Below are 14528 nucleotides of genomic sequence, written 5' to 3'. Positions count from 1 at the left end.
GTCGCGGATACGGACCGCCGGTGTGAAGCTGGAGAATATGGACTGGGCTTCATGGACAACGCTCGGGGTGCTGTCGGGCCGTGGTGGGGTGCTCACCGACGAGGCGGGCGTCCTGGCGGGCGACCTCACCGTGCACACCACGTGGGCAGGCGGGGAAGCGCGCATCGCTGTCCAGTACAGCGGGTCGTCCGACTGGTTCACCATGTCGGGCAGTCCCACGCGCTGCCCTTCGGAGGCCGACAGCCGGATCCTGCACGACGCCGTGGTGGCAGCGGTGCGGGCGGGGGCCGCCGCTACCGTCCCCCGCCCGCCGTACCGGACCTCGCAGCAATGACGGCGCCGCTCCACCGCGGGGTGTCCGCCGCGGCGGCACGGACCAGGGGCGGCCGGAACCGCAGGGCCCCGCTCCGGCGCCGTCTCCCGCCGGCCGGGGCGGTGCGGACGGCTCTCCGGTTCTCCGCCGATACGAGGAGTGGACCATGAACGCTGGGAACCCCATGTCTTCGACGTCTTCACGCGCGTCCGTGCCGCCCGGCACCAAGAGCTCTCTCAGGCGGGACCAGCGTGAACAGCTCCTCGGGCTGCTGACGGTACTGGTCAGCATCGCCCTGTTCGTCGCCCCCTGGGTCGTGGGCCTGCCCGACTCGGCCAAGGACATCCACCGCAACGAGCTGGCCGTGGGGCTGATCGTGTTCTTCGTCGCCCTGATGCGGTTCAAGTGGCACTTCGGAATGTGGTCCGACCTGGTCGTCCTGGTGGCGGGGGCCTGGCTGATCGCATCACCGTGGGTGCTGAGCCTGCAGAACACCGTGGTCTTCGACGGCGCACAGGTCTTCGACGTGGCCGCCGGCATCGTCCTGGTGGTGGTGGCCGTCGCATCGCTGCTGCTCCTGCGCGCGTCCAGGAGAGCCGAGGACCGGCCGGAGTGAACCGGCCGGAGTGAACCGGCCGGAGTCGGAGCCGGCGGGCTCGGCTGCCGCCCGCGCGGTGGTCTCGGCACGGGAAGCCGTACGGGAAGAGGTACGGGAAACCGTCACGCCGGTGTGAGTCCCGTCATCCGGTCCGTGTCGTTGTTGGGCCGAACGGGTGAGTCGCGGGAAGATGGCCCGATGCAGACACAGCACGTGAGCGGAGTGGTCCGGTGAGCAGGTACGACGTCACCGACGAACAGTGGGCCGGGCTCGCTCAGGTAGTGCCGCTGCGCAGCAGGAACGAGTGGCCCTCCAGGGTCGATCACCGCACGATGTCGCAGGAGCAGGAGGCCGCCGAGCACCGGCGGATGATCGTGCTGCGCGTGCAGGTCTTCTCCGACGCCCGTGAGGTCGCGGAGTACCTGATCGCGCAGGTACCGGTGCTCCTGGACCTGACCGCGGCGGACACCGATGTGGCCAAACGCATCCTCGACTTCAGCAGCGGTGTGGTCTTCGGGCTCGGCAGCGGCATGCACCGGGTCGACCGGAACGTCTTCCTGCTGTCGCCGGCCGGCATGGAGGTCGAGGGGGCCGAGGCGGCAGCAGTCCCTCAAAGGTAGGAACGTCCGTCAGAGGTAACGGTTCGTCATGGCCGGGACTGCGTACCGTCCCGGCCATGACTGTGCTCTCCCCGGGGCAGCGCCCCCGACCTCCGGCCGACGACCGTGGCGTCCCCACGGTCACCGAACTGCGCCTCTCGGCCTTCAGGTCGCACCGCGGCGCGACCTTCCCGCTCGGCCCGGTGACCCTGTTCACGGGCGCCAGCGGCAGCGGCAAGTCGAGCGTCCTGGAGGTGTACGGCGCACTGGCCCGCCTCGGCGGGGGCGCCGCGCTGGGCGAGGTGTTCCGGGATCCGGCGGGATGCGTGCCGGAACGGACGGGGCCCGACGCCCAGGGGCGGCGGGGTTTCAGGATCGGCTGCACCGTGGAGGGACCCGCGGGCCCCGTCCGCCTCGATCTCGCCGTCCAGGCCGAACCCGAGCTGCGCGTCGTCGGCGAGCGGCTGACCTGCGACGGGCAGACGCTGCTGACCACCGCGCTGCGCGATCCGGGGCGCAGCACGGTGCAGGCGGCCTGGTACACGGCGGGCACGGCTCCGGTGACACGGGCGCCGCTGCCCGGCGACCGGCTGGGTACGGCGCTGCTGCCGCTGCGGGTGGCCGGCAAGACGGCGGGGCAGCTGCGGGTGCTGGCCGCCGCGGAACAGGTGGTTCTCGCGCTGCGGTCGGTGTTCGCGTGCGACCCGCAGCCCGCGCGCATGCGGGAGCCGGTGGCGCGGGGCGACGCCCGGCTGCGGCGTGGCTGCGACAACCTCGCGGAGGTGCTGTGGCGCACCCACCAGCAGTGCGCGAGGCGTCACGCGCGGCTGGCCGCGACGGTGCGGTCGGGGTGCCCCGGGCCGGTGGAGGCGCTGGCCGTGGAGGAGCTCGCGGACGGGAGGGTACGGGCGCTGGTGGGCCGGGGCGGCCCGTGGGCCACGCCCTTGGGGCGGCTGGGGGACGGCGAGCTGAGGTACCTGGCACTCGCGCTCGTGCTGCTGACCGGGCCGGGGGTGCTGGCCGTGGACACCGTCGCCGAGGTGCCCGCGGCGATGCAGGCGCTGACGGTCCTCGCGGACGGCTTCGACCGGTCGATGGACGGGCGGCAGGTGCGGGAACTGGTGGCGCTGGCGGCCTCGGTCTGCGCCGAGGGGCACATCAGGCTGGTGGGGACGGTCACGGACGCCTCGTACGCGCGCGGGGTGGACGGAGTGGCGGTGGTAGACCTGGGGCCGTGACTGAACCGGATGTAGCGGGACTGCAGCGGCGGCTGGCCGAATTCGCGGCGGCTCGGGGGTGGGGGCCGTACCACACGCCGAAGAACCTGGCGGCGGCGCTGAGCGTGGAGGCGTCCGAACTGCTGGAGATCTTCCAGTGGCTGACGCCCGAGGAGTCGGCGCGGGTGATGGAGGACCCGCGATCCGCGCACCGGGTGGCGGACGAGGTCGCCGATGTCCTCGCGTACCTGCTGCAGTTCAGTGAGGTGCTCGGGATCGATGTGCTGGCGGCGCTGGCGGCGAAGATCGACCGGAACGAACTGCGCTTTCCGGTGCCGAAAATCAAGGATCGTCACTCTCCGGAGTGATGAACCTATCCAGAATCGTAATTCTGTCCACAGATTTCGCCACAGCTCTGGCTTTCCGGGCCCCACGCCTTCACTCTGGGTAGTGGACAGGAGAGTGGTGCGCGGAAGAGGCGGGCCATGGCAGGGACGGGGGCGGGCACATGGACGCGGTGAGGCTCATCGGGCAGAGCCGGTACGCGCTCGCGCAGAGCCGGTCGGCGCCGGACATTCTGGTGGAGGCATGGCAGGCGCAGGCACTGACGCAGGCGGTCGGCGGCCAACTGGCGTTGACCGGTCCGGCGGAGCTGAGGGGCGAGGCGCGCGGACTGAGCGAGACGGGCGGGCGGGGCTGCGGAGTCCTCGACCTCCCCGCGCTGTACGCGGGAGGGGTGGAGTCTGCCGTCAGACTGCCCCCGGACGCGCGGCCGCGGGCCGCGCAGCTTTCCGAACTGGGAGACGCACGCACGGCGTTGGTCCGGCTCGGCGGGCTGCTCGGGGAGGTGGGGATCGCCCTCGTCGGGGTCGCGTGCGCCACGGACGAGGAGGCGCTCTACTGGCAGTGCATCGAGGCCATCGACGCCGCCGACGAGTCGAGCGACCGGGTGCGTGGGTTATTGCGCCGGCTCGCGGTGCGGGAGGAGGACAGGCGCCGTGGCGCGGCTCACGGCTCGGCGGCGGAGCCGCTGTGACCGGTTCGGCCCCGCCCGGCCGACGGGGACTCATCCGGCGGGGCGGGCGCGGGCCGGGTGCGGCAGGTGGGGTCGGCGGCAGCCGGGCGGTGCAGGATGGAGGCATGGATCTTCGAATCTTCACCGAGCCCCAGCAAGGGGCGAGCTACGACACCCTGCTCACCGTCGCCAAGGCCACCGAGGACCTCGGCTTCGACGCCTTCTACCGCTCCGACCACTACTTGCGCATGGGGCCGGGCGACGGTCTCCCCGGGCCGACCGACGCCTGGATCACGCTGGCCGGGCTCGCCCGCGAGACCAAGCGGATCAGGCTCGGCACGCTGATGACCGCGGGTACGTTCCGGCTGCCGGGCGTGCTGGCCATCCAGGTCGCGCAGGTCGACCAGATGTCGGGCGGCCGGGTCGAACTCGGGCTGGGAGCAGGCTGGTTCGAGGAGGAGCACCGGGCGTACGGCATCCCGTTCCCGAAGGAGAAGTTCGGCCGCCTGGAGGAGCAGCTGGCCATCGTCACCGGGCTGTGGGCGACGGAGGCCGGCAAGACGTTCAGCTACGACGGGACGTACTACCGGCTGACGGACTCGCCCGCGCTGCCCAAGCCCGCGCAGGCGAAGGTGCCGGTGCTGGTCGGCGGGCACGGCGCGGTCCGTACGCCGCGGCTGGCCGCGCAGTACGCCGACGAGTTCAACATCCCGTTCGCCTCGCTGGAGGACAGCGAGCGGCAGTTCGGGCGGGTCGGGGCGGCCGCCGAGAAGATCGGGCGCAGGGCGGACGACCTGGTGTACTCCAACGCGCTGGTGGCGTGCGTCGGCAAGGACGACGCGGAGGTGGCGCGCCGGGCGGCGGCCATCGGGCGGGACGTGGAGGAGCTCAAGGCGAACGGGCTGGCGGGATCGCCCGCCGAGGTGGTCGACAAGATCGGGCAGTACGCCGCGATCGGAACGTCCCGGGTCTACCTCCAGATGCTGGACCTGGACGACATCGAACACCTGGAGCTGATCTCCTCGCACGTGCTGTCCCAGCTGAACTGACCCGTACGGCCGACCGATTCAGGAGCCCCACCGTGAAGCCCGTCCGTCCGCTCGCCGCCGCGCTCGACGCCGCTGCCCGGCGAGCCGTCGTCCTTGACGGCGGCCTGTCCAACCAGCTGGAGGCGCAGGGCTGCGACCTGTCCGACGCGCTGTGGTCGGCCCGGTTGCTCGCCGACGGGCCGCAGCAGATCGCGGCGGCGCACACGGCGTACGTGCGGGCGGGCGCGCAGGTGCTGATCACCGCCGGCTACCAGGCGACGTTCGAGGGTTTCGCCCGGCGGGGCATCGGTCCGGCCGGGGCCGCGGAGCTGCTGGCGCGCAGCGTCGAACTGGCGCGTGCGGCGGGGGAGTCCGCGGCCCGGGAGATCTGGGTGGCGGCCTCGGTCGGCCCGTACGGGGCGATGCTCGCCGACGGCAGCGAGTACCGGGGGCGGTACGGGCTCTCGGTGCGGGAACTGGAACGCTTCCACCGGCCGCGCGTCGAAGCGCTCGTCGCGGCGGCGCCCGATGTGCTGGCACTGGAGACGGTGCCCGACACCGACGAGGCCGAGGCGCTGCTGCGGGCCGTCGAGGGGTCCGGGGCGCCGGTCTGGCTGTCGTACAGCATCGCGGGCGGGCGGACCCGGGCCGGCCAGCCGCTGGACGCGGCCTTCGCCCTCGCGGCGGGCAACGACCAGGTGATCGCCGTGGGCATCAACTGCTGCGAGCCGCGCGATGCGGACGCGGCGGTGGAGCTCGCGGCCTCGGTGAGCGGGAAGCCGGTCGTCGTCTACCCGAACAGCGGTGAGCAGTGGGACGCGCGGGGCAGGCGCTGGCGCGGCGGGGGCACGTACGACCCGGCGCGGGTGCGCGAGTGGCGGGCGGCCGGGGCCCGGCTGGTCGGCGGCTGCTGCCGGGTCGGGCCCGCGGAGATCGCCGAGTTGGCCGGGGCGGCCGGGGCGGACGGGCCGGACGGGCCGGACGCTTAAACCCGTGGTCGGAGTGGGTTCGGCCGACGATACTCGGATGTGTGTTCCTGACGATCAGTACAACCGGCAACCAGGAGCGTCCCGCGACCGACCTCGGTTTTCTGCTGCACAAGCACCCCGACAAGGCGCAGACGTTCTCCACTTCCCACGGCACGGCGCACGTCCTCTATCCCGAGGCGTCCGCCGAGCGGTGCACGGCCGCGCTCCTGCTGGAGGTGGACCCGGTGGCGCTGGTGCGGCGCGGCAAGGGCAAGGGGCGCGGCGGCTCGCCCGACTCCGCGCTCGCGCAGTACGTCAACGACCGGCCGTACGCCGCGTCGTCGCTGCTGGCCGTCGCGCTGAGCACGGTCTTCAAGACCGCCCTGCACGGCGTGTGCAACGCCCGCCCCGGGCGTGCGGCGGCCCCGCTGCCGCTGCGCATCGAGGTGCCCGCGCTGCCCGCGCGGGGCGGCGCCGAGCTGGTGACGAAGCTGTTCGCCCCGCTGGGCTGGACGACGGTGCGGGCCGAGCCGGTGGCGCTGGACGAGCAGTTCCCGCAGTGGGGCGACTCGCGGTACGTACAGCTCGTGCTGGAGGGGGAGCTGCGGCTCGCCGACGCCCTGCGCCAGCTGTACGTCCTGCTGCCGGTGCTGGACGACGCGAAGCACTACTGGGTCGCGCCCGACGAGGTGGACAAGCTGCTGCGGGCGGGTGAGGGCTGGCTGGCCGAGCACCCCGAACAGAAGCTGATCACCAGCCGGTACCTGTCGCGCCGGTGGGGGCTGACCCGGCAGGCCATGGAGCGTCTCGAACTCGTGCGCCTCGCCGAGGCCGACGACCTGGAGGTCGAGGAGATCGACAACGCCGTCGACGAGACGACCGACACGGAGGACAGGCCGGTGCCGCTCGCCGTGCAGCGGCGCGACGCGATCCTCCGGGCGCTGGGCGCGGCCGGGGCGAACCGGGTGCTCGACCTCGGCTGCGGGCAGGGCCAGTTGGTGCAGGCACTGCTCAAGGACGTCAAGTTCACCGAGATCGTGGGGGTGGACGTGTCCATGCGCGCGCTGACCATCGCCTCGCGACGGCTGAAGCCGGACCGCATGGGCGAGCGGCAGGCCGGGCGCGTGAAGCTGATGCAGGGCTCTCTCACGTACACCGACAAGCGGCTCAAGGGGTACGACGCCGCCGTGCTCAGCGAGGTCGTCGAACACCTCGACCTGCCGCGGCTGCCGGCCCTGGAGTACGCCGTGTTCGGCTCGGCGCGTCCGCGGACCGTGCTCGTGACCACGCCGAACGTCGAGTACAACGTGCGCTGGGAGACGCTGCCCGCCGGGCACGCGCGCCACGGAGACCACCGCTTCGAGTGGACGCGTGCGGAGTTTCGCGAGTGGGCGGAGCGCGTGGCCCGGCGGCACGGGTACGGCGTCGAGTTCGTGCCCGTCGGGGCCGAGGACCGTGAGGTCGGACCGCCCACCCAGATGGCCGTGTTCACCATGACCGCGCAGGACAAGAAGGACAAGCGGAACGAGAAGGGCAAGAAGGAGGCGGAAGCCGCATGAGCACCACCACCCGCACGCTGCCCGTCACCGACCTGTCCCTCGTGGTCCTGGTCGGTGCCACCGGATCCGGCAAGTCCACCTTCGCGCACCGGCACTTCAGGCCCACCGAGGTCATCTCCTCCGACTTCTGCCGCGGCCTGGTCGCCGACGACGAGAACGACCAGAGCGCGAGCCGTGACGCGTTCGACGTCCTGCACTACATCGCGGGCAAGCGCCTGGAGGCCGGCCGGCTGACCGTCGTCGACGCGACCAACGTGCAGCAGGAGAGCCGCAAGCAGCTCGTCCAGCTGGCCAGGAAGTACGACGTCCTGCCCATCGCGATCGTCCTCGACCTGCCGGAAGAGGTGTGCGCCGGGCGCAACGCCGTACGCCCCGACCGGGCCGGCATGCCCCGCCACGTCATCCAGCGGCACCGGCGCGAGCTGCGCCGTTCGCTGCGGAGCCTGGAGCGCGAGGGCTTCCGCAAGGTGCACGTCCTGCGCAGCGTGGAGGAGGTCGACGCCGCCGAAGTCGTGCTGGAGCGCCGCTACAACGACCTCACCCACCTCACCGGCCCCTTCGACATCATCGGTGACATCCACGGCTGCCGCTCCGAGCTGGAGACCCTGCTGAGCAAGCTCGGTTACGTCGACGGGTCGCACCCCGAAGGACGTACGGCCGTCTTCGTCGGCGACCTCGTCGACCGCGGCCCCGACAGCCCCGGCGTGCTGCGCCGGGTGATGGGCATGGCCGCCTCCGGCGACGCGCTGTGCGTGCCCGGGAACCACGAGAACAAGCTCGGCCGTCACCTCAGGGGCAGGAACGTCCAGCACACGCACGGGCTCGCCGAGACCATCGAGCAGCTGGAGAAGGAGGACGAGGGCTTCAAGGCGCAGGTGCGGGAGTTCATCGACGGGCTCGTCAGCCACTACGTCCTCGACGGCGGCAACCTCGTCGTGTGCCACGCCGGGCTGCCCGAGAAGTACCACGGCCGTACTTCCGGCCGGGTCCGCTCGCACGCGCTGTACGGCGACACGACCGGCGAGACCGACGAGTTCGGCCTGCCCGTGCGCTACCCGTGGGCCGAGGACTACCGCGGCCGCGCCGCCGTCGTCTACGGCCACACCCCCGTCCGCCACACCTCCTGGATCAACAACACCATCTGCCTGGACACCGGCGCGGTCTTCGGCGGCAGGATGACGGCGCTGCGCTGGCCGGAGCGCGAACTCGTCGACGTACCGGCCGAGAAGGTCTGGTACGAGCCGGCCAGGCCGCTCACCACCGAGGCGCCGGGCGGACACGACGGCCGTCCGCTGGACCTCGCCGACGTGCACGGCCGCCGGGTCGTCGAGACGCGTCACATGGGCCGGGTCGCCGTACGCGAGGAGAACGCGGCCGCCGCGCTCGAAGTCATGAGCCGCTTCGCCGTCGACCCGCGTCTGCTCGCCTACCTGCCGCCGACGATGTCCCCGACCGGCACGTCGGCGGTGGACGGCTACCTGGAGCACCCCGCCGAGGCCTTCGCCTCGTACAAGGCGGACGGTGTCGCGCGGGTCGTGTGCGAGGAGAAGCACATGGGCTCCCGGGCGGTGGCACTGGTCTGCCGCGACGCGGACGTGGCGCGCGAGCGGTTCGGTGTGGACGGCCCCACCGGCGTCATCCACACCCGCACCGGCCGCCCCTTCTTCACGGAGTCCCTCAGCGGCTGCGCCGAGGGCCCGACCGTCACCGAGCTGATCATCAGCCGGCTGCGGACCGCCGTCACCGAGGCCGGCCTCTGGGACGAGCTCCAGAGCGACTGGCTGCTGCTCGACGCGGAGCTGATGCCCTGGTCGCTCAAGGCGTCAGGACTGCTGCGCCACCAGTACGCCGCCGTGGGCGCCGCGTCGCGCGCCGTCTTCCCCGGCGCCCTGGCGGCCCTCGAAGGGGCGGCTGCCCGCGGGGTCGACGTCGACGGGCTGCTGGCGACGCAGCGCGAACGGGCCGCCGACGCGGCCGCGTTCACCGACGCGTACCGGCGCTACTGCTGGCCCACCGAAGGGCTGGAGGGCGTGCGGCTCGCGCCGTTCCAGCTGCTCGCCGTCCAGGGCCGCTCGCTCGCGGGCGTACCGCACGACCAGCAGCTGGCCTGGCTGGACCGGCTGGTCGAGCACGACCCGACCGCACTGCTCCAGACCACCCGCAGGCTGATCGTCGACACCGGCGACCCGGAGTCCGTGCGGTCGGGCACCGACTGGTGGCTGGAGATGACCAGCCGGGGCGGCGAGGGCATGGTCGTCAAGCCGGTCGAGGCCCTCGTACGGGACGGGAAGAACCGGCTCGTGCAGCCGGGCATCAAGGTGCGCGGCCGCGAGTACCTGCGGATCATCTACGGACCCGAGTACACCCGCCCGGAGCAGCTCGCCAAGCTGCGCAACCGGTTCCTGGGCCACAAGCGCTCGCTCGCCCTGCGCGAGTACGCACTGGGGCTGGAGGCGCTGGACCGGCTGGCCGAGGGGGAGCCGCTGTGGCGGGTCCACGAGGCGGTGTTCGCGGTCCTGGCGCTGGAGTCGGAGCCGGTCGACCCGCGGCTGTGACCTGAAGGTACGTCCCCTGCGCGCTGCGGACCCTGTCGCGCGGGGGGCGGCCGGTCCTCACGGCCGCACGGGCAGGTCCCCGCGGGGCACCTGGCGTTCTCTCCCCCGGCCGCCGCGCGGCGCCACCGTGACGGCGCGCCGGACGGCCGCACTTGCCCGTAGGGCCGCGCGCCCGGCCTCGCTCGGCCAGGATGGGGGCATGGGATTCCATGTCGATTCCGAGACCGGGCGGCTGCGCCGCGTCATCCTCCACCGACCGGATCTGGAGCTGAAGCGCCTCACTCCCAGCAACAAGGACGCGCTGCTCTTCGACGACGTGCTGTGGGTGCGCCGCGCACGCCAGGAGCACGACGGATTCGCCGACGTCCTGCGCGACCGGGGCGTCGTGGTGCACCTCTTCGGTGATCTGCTGCGCGAGTCGCTGGAGGTCCCGGCGGCCAGGAACCTCGTCCTGGACCGGGTCTTCGACGAGAAGGAGTACGGTCCGCTCGCCACCGGCCACCTGCGCGAGGCGTTCGACGACCTGCCCGTGACCGATCTGGTCGAGGCGCTCGTCGGCGGCATGACGAAACGGGAGTTCCTGGCGCGCCACCCCGAGCCGACCTCGGTCCGCTTCCACGTCATGGACCTGGACGACTTCCTGATCCAGCCGCTGCCGAACCATCTCTTCACCCGGGACACCTCCGCCTGGATATACGACGGCGTGTCCATCAACGCCATGCGCTGGCCGGCCCGGCAGCGCGAGACCATCCACTTCGAGGCGATCTACAAGCACCACCCGCTCTTCAGGAGTCCGGAGGCGGGGGACTTCCACCACTGGTCGGAGGGCCAGCACGACTACCCCTCCACCATCGAGGGCGGCGACGTCCTGGTCCTGGGCAACGGCGCCGTGCTGATCGGTATGAGCGAGCGCACCACCCCGCAGGCCGTGGAGATGCTCGCCCGCGGGCTCTTCGAGGCGGGCTCCGCCACCACCATCGTGGCGCTCGACATGCCCAAGAGCCGGGCGTTCATGCACCTCGACACGGTGATGACGATGGTCGACGGCGACACCTTCACCCAGTACGCCGGGCTCGGCATGCTCCGCTCGTACACCATCGAGCCGGGGGACGGCGAGCGTGAGCTGAAGGTCACCGACCATCCGCCCGAGCACATGCACCGCGCCATAGCCGCAGCCCTCGGCCTGGACTCCGTCCGGGTGCTGACGGCCACCCAGGACGTGCACGCGGCGGAGCGCGAGCAGTGGGACGACGGCTGCAACGTGCTGGCGGTCGAGCCGGGCGTGGTCGTGGCGTACGAGCGCAACGTCACCACCAACACCCATCTGCGCAAGCAGGGCATCGAGGTCATCGAGATCAAGGGCAACGAGCTGGGCAGGGGGCGGGGAGGCCCCCGGTGCATGAGCTGCCCGGTCGAACGCGACGCTGTATAGTGATGCGCTCATTCGTATAGACTTCCACCTCCCGCATGTGCGACCCGACTCAGGAGCAGCCACCATGGCGATAGACCTCGCAGGCCGCCACCTCCTCAAGGAGCTGGACTTCACCGCGGAGGAGTTCCGCGGCCTGATCGACCTCGCCGCCGAGCTCAAGGCGGCCAAGAAGGCGGGCACCGAGGTGTCGCGGCTGCGCGGCAGGAACATCGCGCTGATCTTCGAGAAGACCTCCACCCGCACCCGTTGCGCGTTCGAGGTCGCCGCCGCCGACCAGGGCGCGTCGACGACGTACCTCGACCCCTCCGGCTCCCAGATCGGGCACAAGGAGTCGGTCAAGGACACGGCGCGCGTGCTGGGCCGGATGTTCGACGGCATCGAGTACCGCGGGGACAGCCAGGCCGCCGTCGAGGAGCTGGCGGCGTACGCCGGCGTCCCCGTCTTCAACGGGCTCACCGACGACTGGCACCCCACCCAGATGCTCGCCGACGTGCTCACCATGACCGAGCACTGCGCCAAGCCCCTGGAGCGGATCGCCTTCGCCTACCTGGGGGACGCCCGCTTCAACATGGGCAACTCCTACCTGGTCACCGGCGCCCTGCTCGGCATGGACGTACGCATCGTCGCGCCCAGGGCCTACTGGCCGGCCGACGGCATCGTCGCGCAGGCCCGCAGGGCCGCCGAGCTGAGCGGCGCCCGCGTCACCCTCACCGAGGACGTCGCCGAGGGGGTGCTGGGCGCCGACTTCGTCGCCACCGACGTCTGGGTGTCGATGGGGGAGCCCAAGGAGGTCTGGGCCGAGCGGATCGAGGCCCTCTCCCCGTACGCCGTGACCATGGACGTACTGCGCGCCACCGGCAACCCGGACGTGAAGTTCCTGCACTGCCTGCCGGCCTTCCACGACCTCGGCACCAAGGTCGGCCGCGACATTCACGCGCAGTACGGCCTGACCGAGCTCGAAGTCACCGACGAGGTCTTCGAGTCGGCTCACTCGGTCGTCTTCGACGAGGCCGAGAACCGTATGCACACGATCAAGGCCGTGCTCGTCGCCACCATGTCCGGTCCGGAATAGAGCTATGAGCCTGTTCGGGTGAACATGCGCGACGGCGGCCGGTATGGTCGCCGACTGGTGGGGTCCGAGCTCGCACGCTCGGACCCCGTTTCGTTGTGAGCGCAAGAGAAGAGAACCACCCCCATGCAGCGCATCAAGTCCCCCGACCAGCTCGTCGCCGAATCGGGCGCGGACCTTGAGGGGCACGGTCTCAAGCGCACCATGGGGCTCTTCCAGCTCGTGTGCTTCGGCGTCGGCGCCATCGTCGGCACCGGCATCTTCGTCGGCCTCTCCGACAGCGTCGCCGAAGCGGGCCCCGCCGTCGTCGTCTCCTTCGCCCTCGCCGCGATCACCTGCGTCTTCACCGCCTTCTCGTTCGCCGAGCTCGGCGGCGCGATCCCGGTCTCCGGCAGCTCGTACTCCTTCGCCTACGCCACCCTCGGCGAGCGCGCCGCCTTCCTCACCGGCTGGTGCCTGCTGCTCGAATACGGCGTGTCCGTCTCCGCCGTCGCCGTCGGCTGGGGCCAGTACCTCAACGAACTCCTCGACAGCCTCGTCGGACGGCAGCTGCCCGCCGCGCTCTCCAGCCCGCCCGGCGACGGCGGCGTCGTGAACGTCCCCGCCGTCGTCGTGATACTGCTCGCCGCGCTGCTGCTGGTGCGCGGCGTCCGGGAGAGCGCCCGCGCCACCGCCGTCATGGCCGTCGTGAAGATCGCCGTACTGATCCTCTTCTGCGCCGTCGCGTTCACGGCCTTCACCTCCGACCACCTCTCGCCGTTCACCACGCACGGCCTGGCGGGCATCACCTCGGGGGCCTCGCTCGCCTTCTTCTCGTACATCGGCTTCGACGCGATCACCACGGCCGGTGAAGAGGTCAAGGACCCGCGCAGGAACGTCCCGCTGGCGATCATGATCTGCCTCGGCATCGTCACGCTGCTGTACTGCCTGGTCGCGATCGCCGCCATCGGCGCGATGTCCGCCGCCGACGTCGCGTCGCAGCCCGCCGCGCTCTCGCTCATCGTCAACCGGGTCACGGACTCGACGCTCGGCGGCGGCGTCATCGCCTTCGGCGCGATCGTCGCCATCGCGTCCGTCGTACTCGCCGTGATGTACGGGCAGACCCGCGTCCTGATGTCGATGTCCCGCGACGGCCTCGTCCCGCGCGTCTTCGAGCACGTCTCGCCGAAGACCTCGACGCCCGTCGCCAACACCTGGATCGTCGCCGCGGTCTTCGCGGTGCCGGCCGCCGTCGTGCCGCTCGACGTCGTGATCAACCTGACGACCATCGGCACCCTGGCGGTCATGGCGGTGGTGAACGTCGCCGTCATCGCGCTGCGCCGCCGCAACCCGGACCTGCGGCGCTCCTTCCGGGTCCCCCTGTACCCGGTGAGCCCGGTCCTGGGCGTGGCCTTCTGCCTCTACCTGATGTACGGGACCGGCTGGACCACCTGGGTCCAGTTCGCGGTGTTCCTGGTGGCCGGCGCCCTGGTGTACGCCCTCTACGGCCGCCGCCACTCCCGTCTCGTCGTCAGTACACGGGAGCGGGCAGCGCGGGAAGCGTGAACCAGACGGCCTTGCCGTGCTCGGTGCGGCGGTGCCCGCAGGCCGAGCTGAGCATGCGGATCAGCAGCAGCCCGCGGCCGTGCTCCTGCCAGGGGTCGGGCGGCTGCATGTCCGCCGCCGGGTCCAGATCGCCCGGCGGTCCCGGGTCGCGGTCGTGCACCTCGACCTGGCAGCCGGTCGGCGACAGCTCCACCACCAGCTCTATGGGCTGCTCCCCGCTCGTGTGCTCCACGGCGTTGGCGACGAGTTCGGCGGTGAGCAGCTCTGCCGTGTCGGTGGCGTCAGCCGAGGCTTCGGGCGCCGAGATGTCCGAGAGGGCCGTACGGATCAGGGCGCGCGCGATCGGCACCGCGGCGGTGGTGTGCGGCAGCGTGACGCGCCAGGTGGCGGGACGTGCGGTTTCCAGCACGGCGTAATGCCCCTTCGGGGAGCAAGCAGTCGGTTGTTCAACCATACGGACTTCAAGGACGTGGTGCGTAGTCCTGCCCGGCCGCCGGGCGCGGGACCTCCGCCTCGGCCGGGCAGGACACTGGCCGCGCAGGCGATATCGCGTACTCGTGACGGAAGTCACAGACAAGTGATACCTTCGAGTGGCAGGCACAAGCAGGTGCAGGAAGTACCGGCAGTACA

14 protein-coding genes are annotated in these 14528 nt (G+C 71.8%); 13 read left to right on the top strand and 1 reads right to left on the bottom strand.

What is annotated here, in order from left to right:
• Nucleotides 1-37 precede the first annotated feature (37 nt).
• The 13 genes from ACWDZ4_RS27625 (at nt 38) to ACWDZ4_RS27565 (ending at nt 13898) form a co-directional block, all read left to right on the top strand.
• Nucleotides 38-334, top strand: a complete 297-nt coding sequence (locus tag ACWDZ4_RS27625) for a hypothetical protein (RefSeq protein WP_451511095.1) — start codon at nt 38-40, stop codon at nt 332-334.
• 145 nt (nt 335-479) lie between these two features.
• Nucleotides 480-929 (top strand): SPW repeat domain-containing protein, encoded by a 450-nt coding sequence (locus tag ACWDZ4_RS27620; RefSeq protein ID WP_451511094.1) that lies wholly within the window; start codon nt 480-482, stop codon nt 927-929.
• Nucleotides 930-1141: 212 nt separating this feature from the next.
• Nucleotides 1142-1531 (top strand): cell division protein SepF, encoded by a 390-nt coding sequence (locus ACWDZ4_RS27615; protein ID WP_451511093.1) that lies wholly within the window; start codon nt 1142-1144, stop codon nt 1529-1531.
• 56 nt (nt 1532-1587) lie between these two features.
• Entirely contained in the window at nt 1588-2748 is a 1161-nt protein-coding gene (locus ACWDZ4_RS27610) for an AAA family ATPase (protein ID WP_451511092.1), read from the top strand.
• On the top strand, nt 2745-3095 hold the full coding sequence (locus tag ACWDZ4_RS27605) for a nucleotide pyrophosphohydrolase (RefSeq protein ID WP_451511091.1): 351 nt from the start codon (nt 2745-2747) through the stop codon (nt 3093-3095). The genes ACWDZ4_RS27610 and ACWDZ4_RS27605 overlap by 4 nt, the downstream gene beginning before the upstream one ends.
• A gap of 140 nt (nt 3096-3235) precedes the next feature.
• Complete coding sequence (locus ACWDZ4_RS27600; RefSeq protein WP_451511090.1) at nt 3236-3763, top strand: DUF6099 family protein; 528 nt, start codon at nt 3236-3238, stop codon at nt 3761-3763.
• A gap of 104 nt (nt 3764-3867) precedes the next feature.
• Entirely contained in the window at nt 3868-4791 is a 924-nt protein-coding gene (locus ACWDZ4_RS27595) for an LLM class F420-dependent oxidoreductase (protein WP_451511089.1), read from the top strand.
• A 32-nt stretch (nt 4792-4823) separates the two neighbouring features.
• Nucleotides 4824-5759: a homocysteine S-methyltransferase gene (gene mmuM / locus ACWDZ4_RS27590; protein ID WP_451511088.1), complete on the top strand. Its 936-nt coding sequence runs from the start codon at nt 4824-4826 to the stop codon at nt 5757-5759.
• A gap of 41 nt (nt 5760-5800) precedes the next feature.
• Nucleotides 5801-7297 (top strand): 3' terminal RNA ribose 2'-O-methyltransferase Hen1, encoded by a 1497-nt coding sequence (locus ACWDZ4_RS27585; protein ID WP_451511087.1) that lies wholly within the window; start codon nt 5801-5803, stop codon nt 7295-7297.
• The gene (locus tag ACWDZ4_RS27580; protein ID WP_451511086.1) at nt 7294-9852 is read left to right on the top strand and encodes a polynucleotide kinase-phosphatase; all 2559 of its coding nucleotides are present in this window, start codon (nt 7294-7296) and stop codon (nt 9850-9852) included. The genes ACWDZ4_RS27585 and ACWDZ4_RS27580 overlap by 4 nt, the downstream gene beginning before the upstream one ends.
• A 199-nt stretch (nt 9853-10051) precedes the next feature.
• Complete coding sequence (locus tag ACWDZ4_RS27575; protein WP_451511085.1) at nt 10052-11284, top strand: arginine deiminase; 1233 nt, start codon at nt 10052-10054, stop codon at nt 11282-11284.
• 64 nt (nt 11285-11348) lie between these two features.
• On the top strand, nt 11349-12356 hold the full coding sequence (argF, locus tag ACWDZ4_RS27570; protein ID WP_451511084.1) for an ornithine carbamoyltransferase: 1008 nt from the start codon (nt 11349-11351) through the stop codon (nt 12354-12356).
• A gap of 123 nt (nt 12357-12479) precedes the next feature.
• Nucleotides 12480-13898 (top strand): amino acid permease, encoded by a 1419-nt coding sequence (locus ACWDZ4_RS27565; protein ID WP_451511083.1) that lies wholly within the window; start codon nt 12480-12482, stop codon nt 13896-13898.
• Here ACWDZ4_RS27565 and ACWDZ4_RS27560 read toward each other — a convergent pair.
• Complete coding sequence (locus ACWDZ4_RS27560) at nt 13864-14352, bottom strand: ATP-binding protein (RefSeq protein ID WP_451511082.1); 489 nt, start codon at nt 14350-14352, stop codon at nt 13864-13866. The genes ACWDZ4_RS27565 and ACWDZ4_RS27560 overlap by 35 nt on opposite strands.
• Nucleotides 14353-14528: the final 176 nt, after the last annotated feature.

The organism is Streptomyces sp. NPDC003016 (assembly GCF_053591455.1).
The sequence above is the reverse complement of the archived record's forward strand: the minus strand, read 5'-3'. Positions and strand labels throughout refer to the sequence as shown.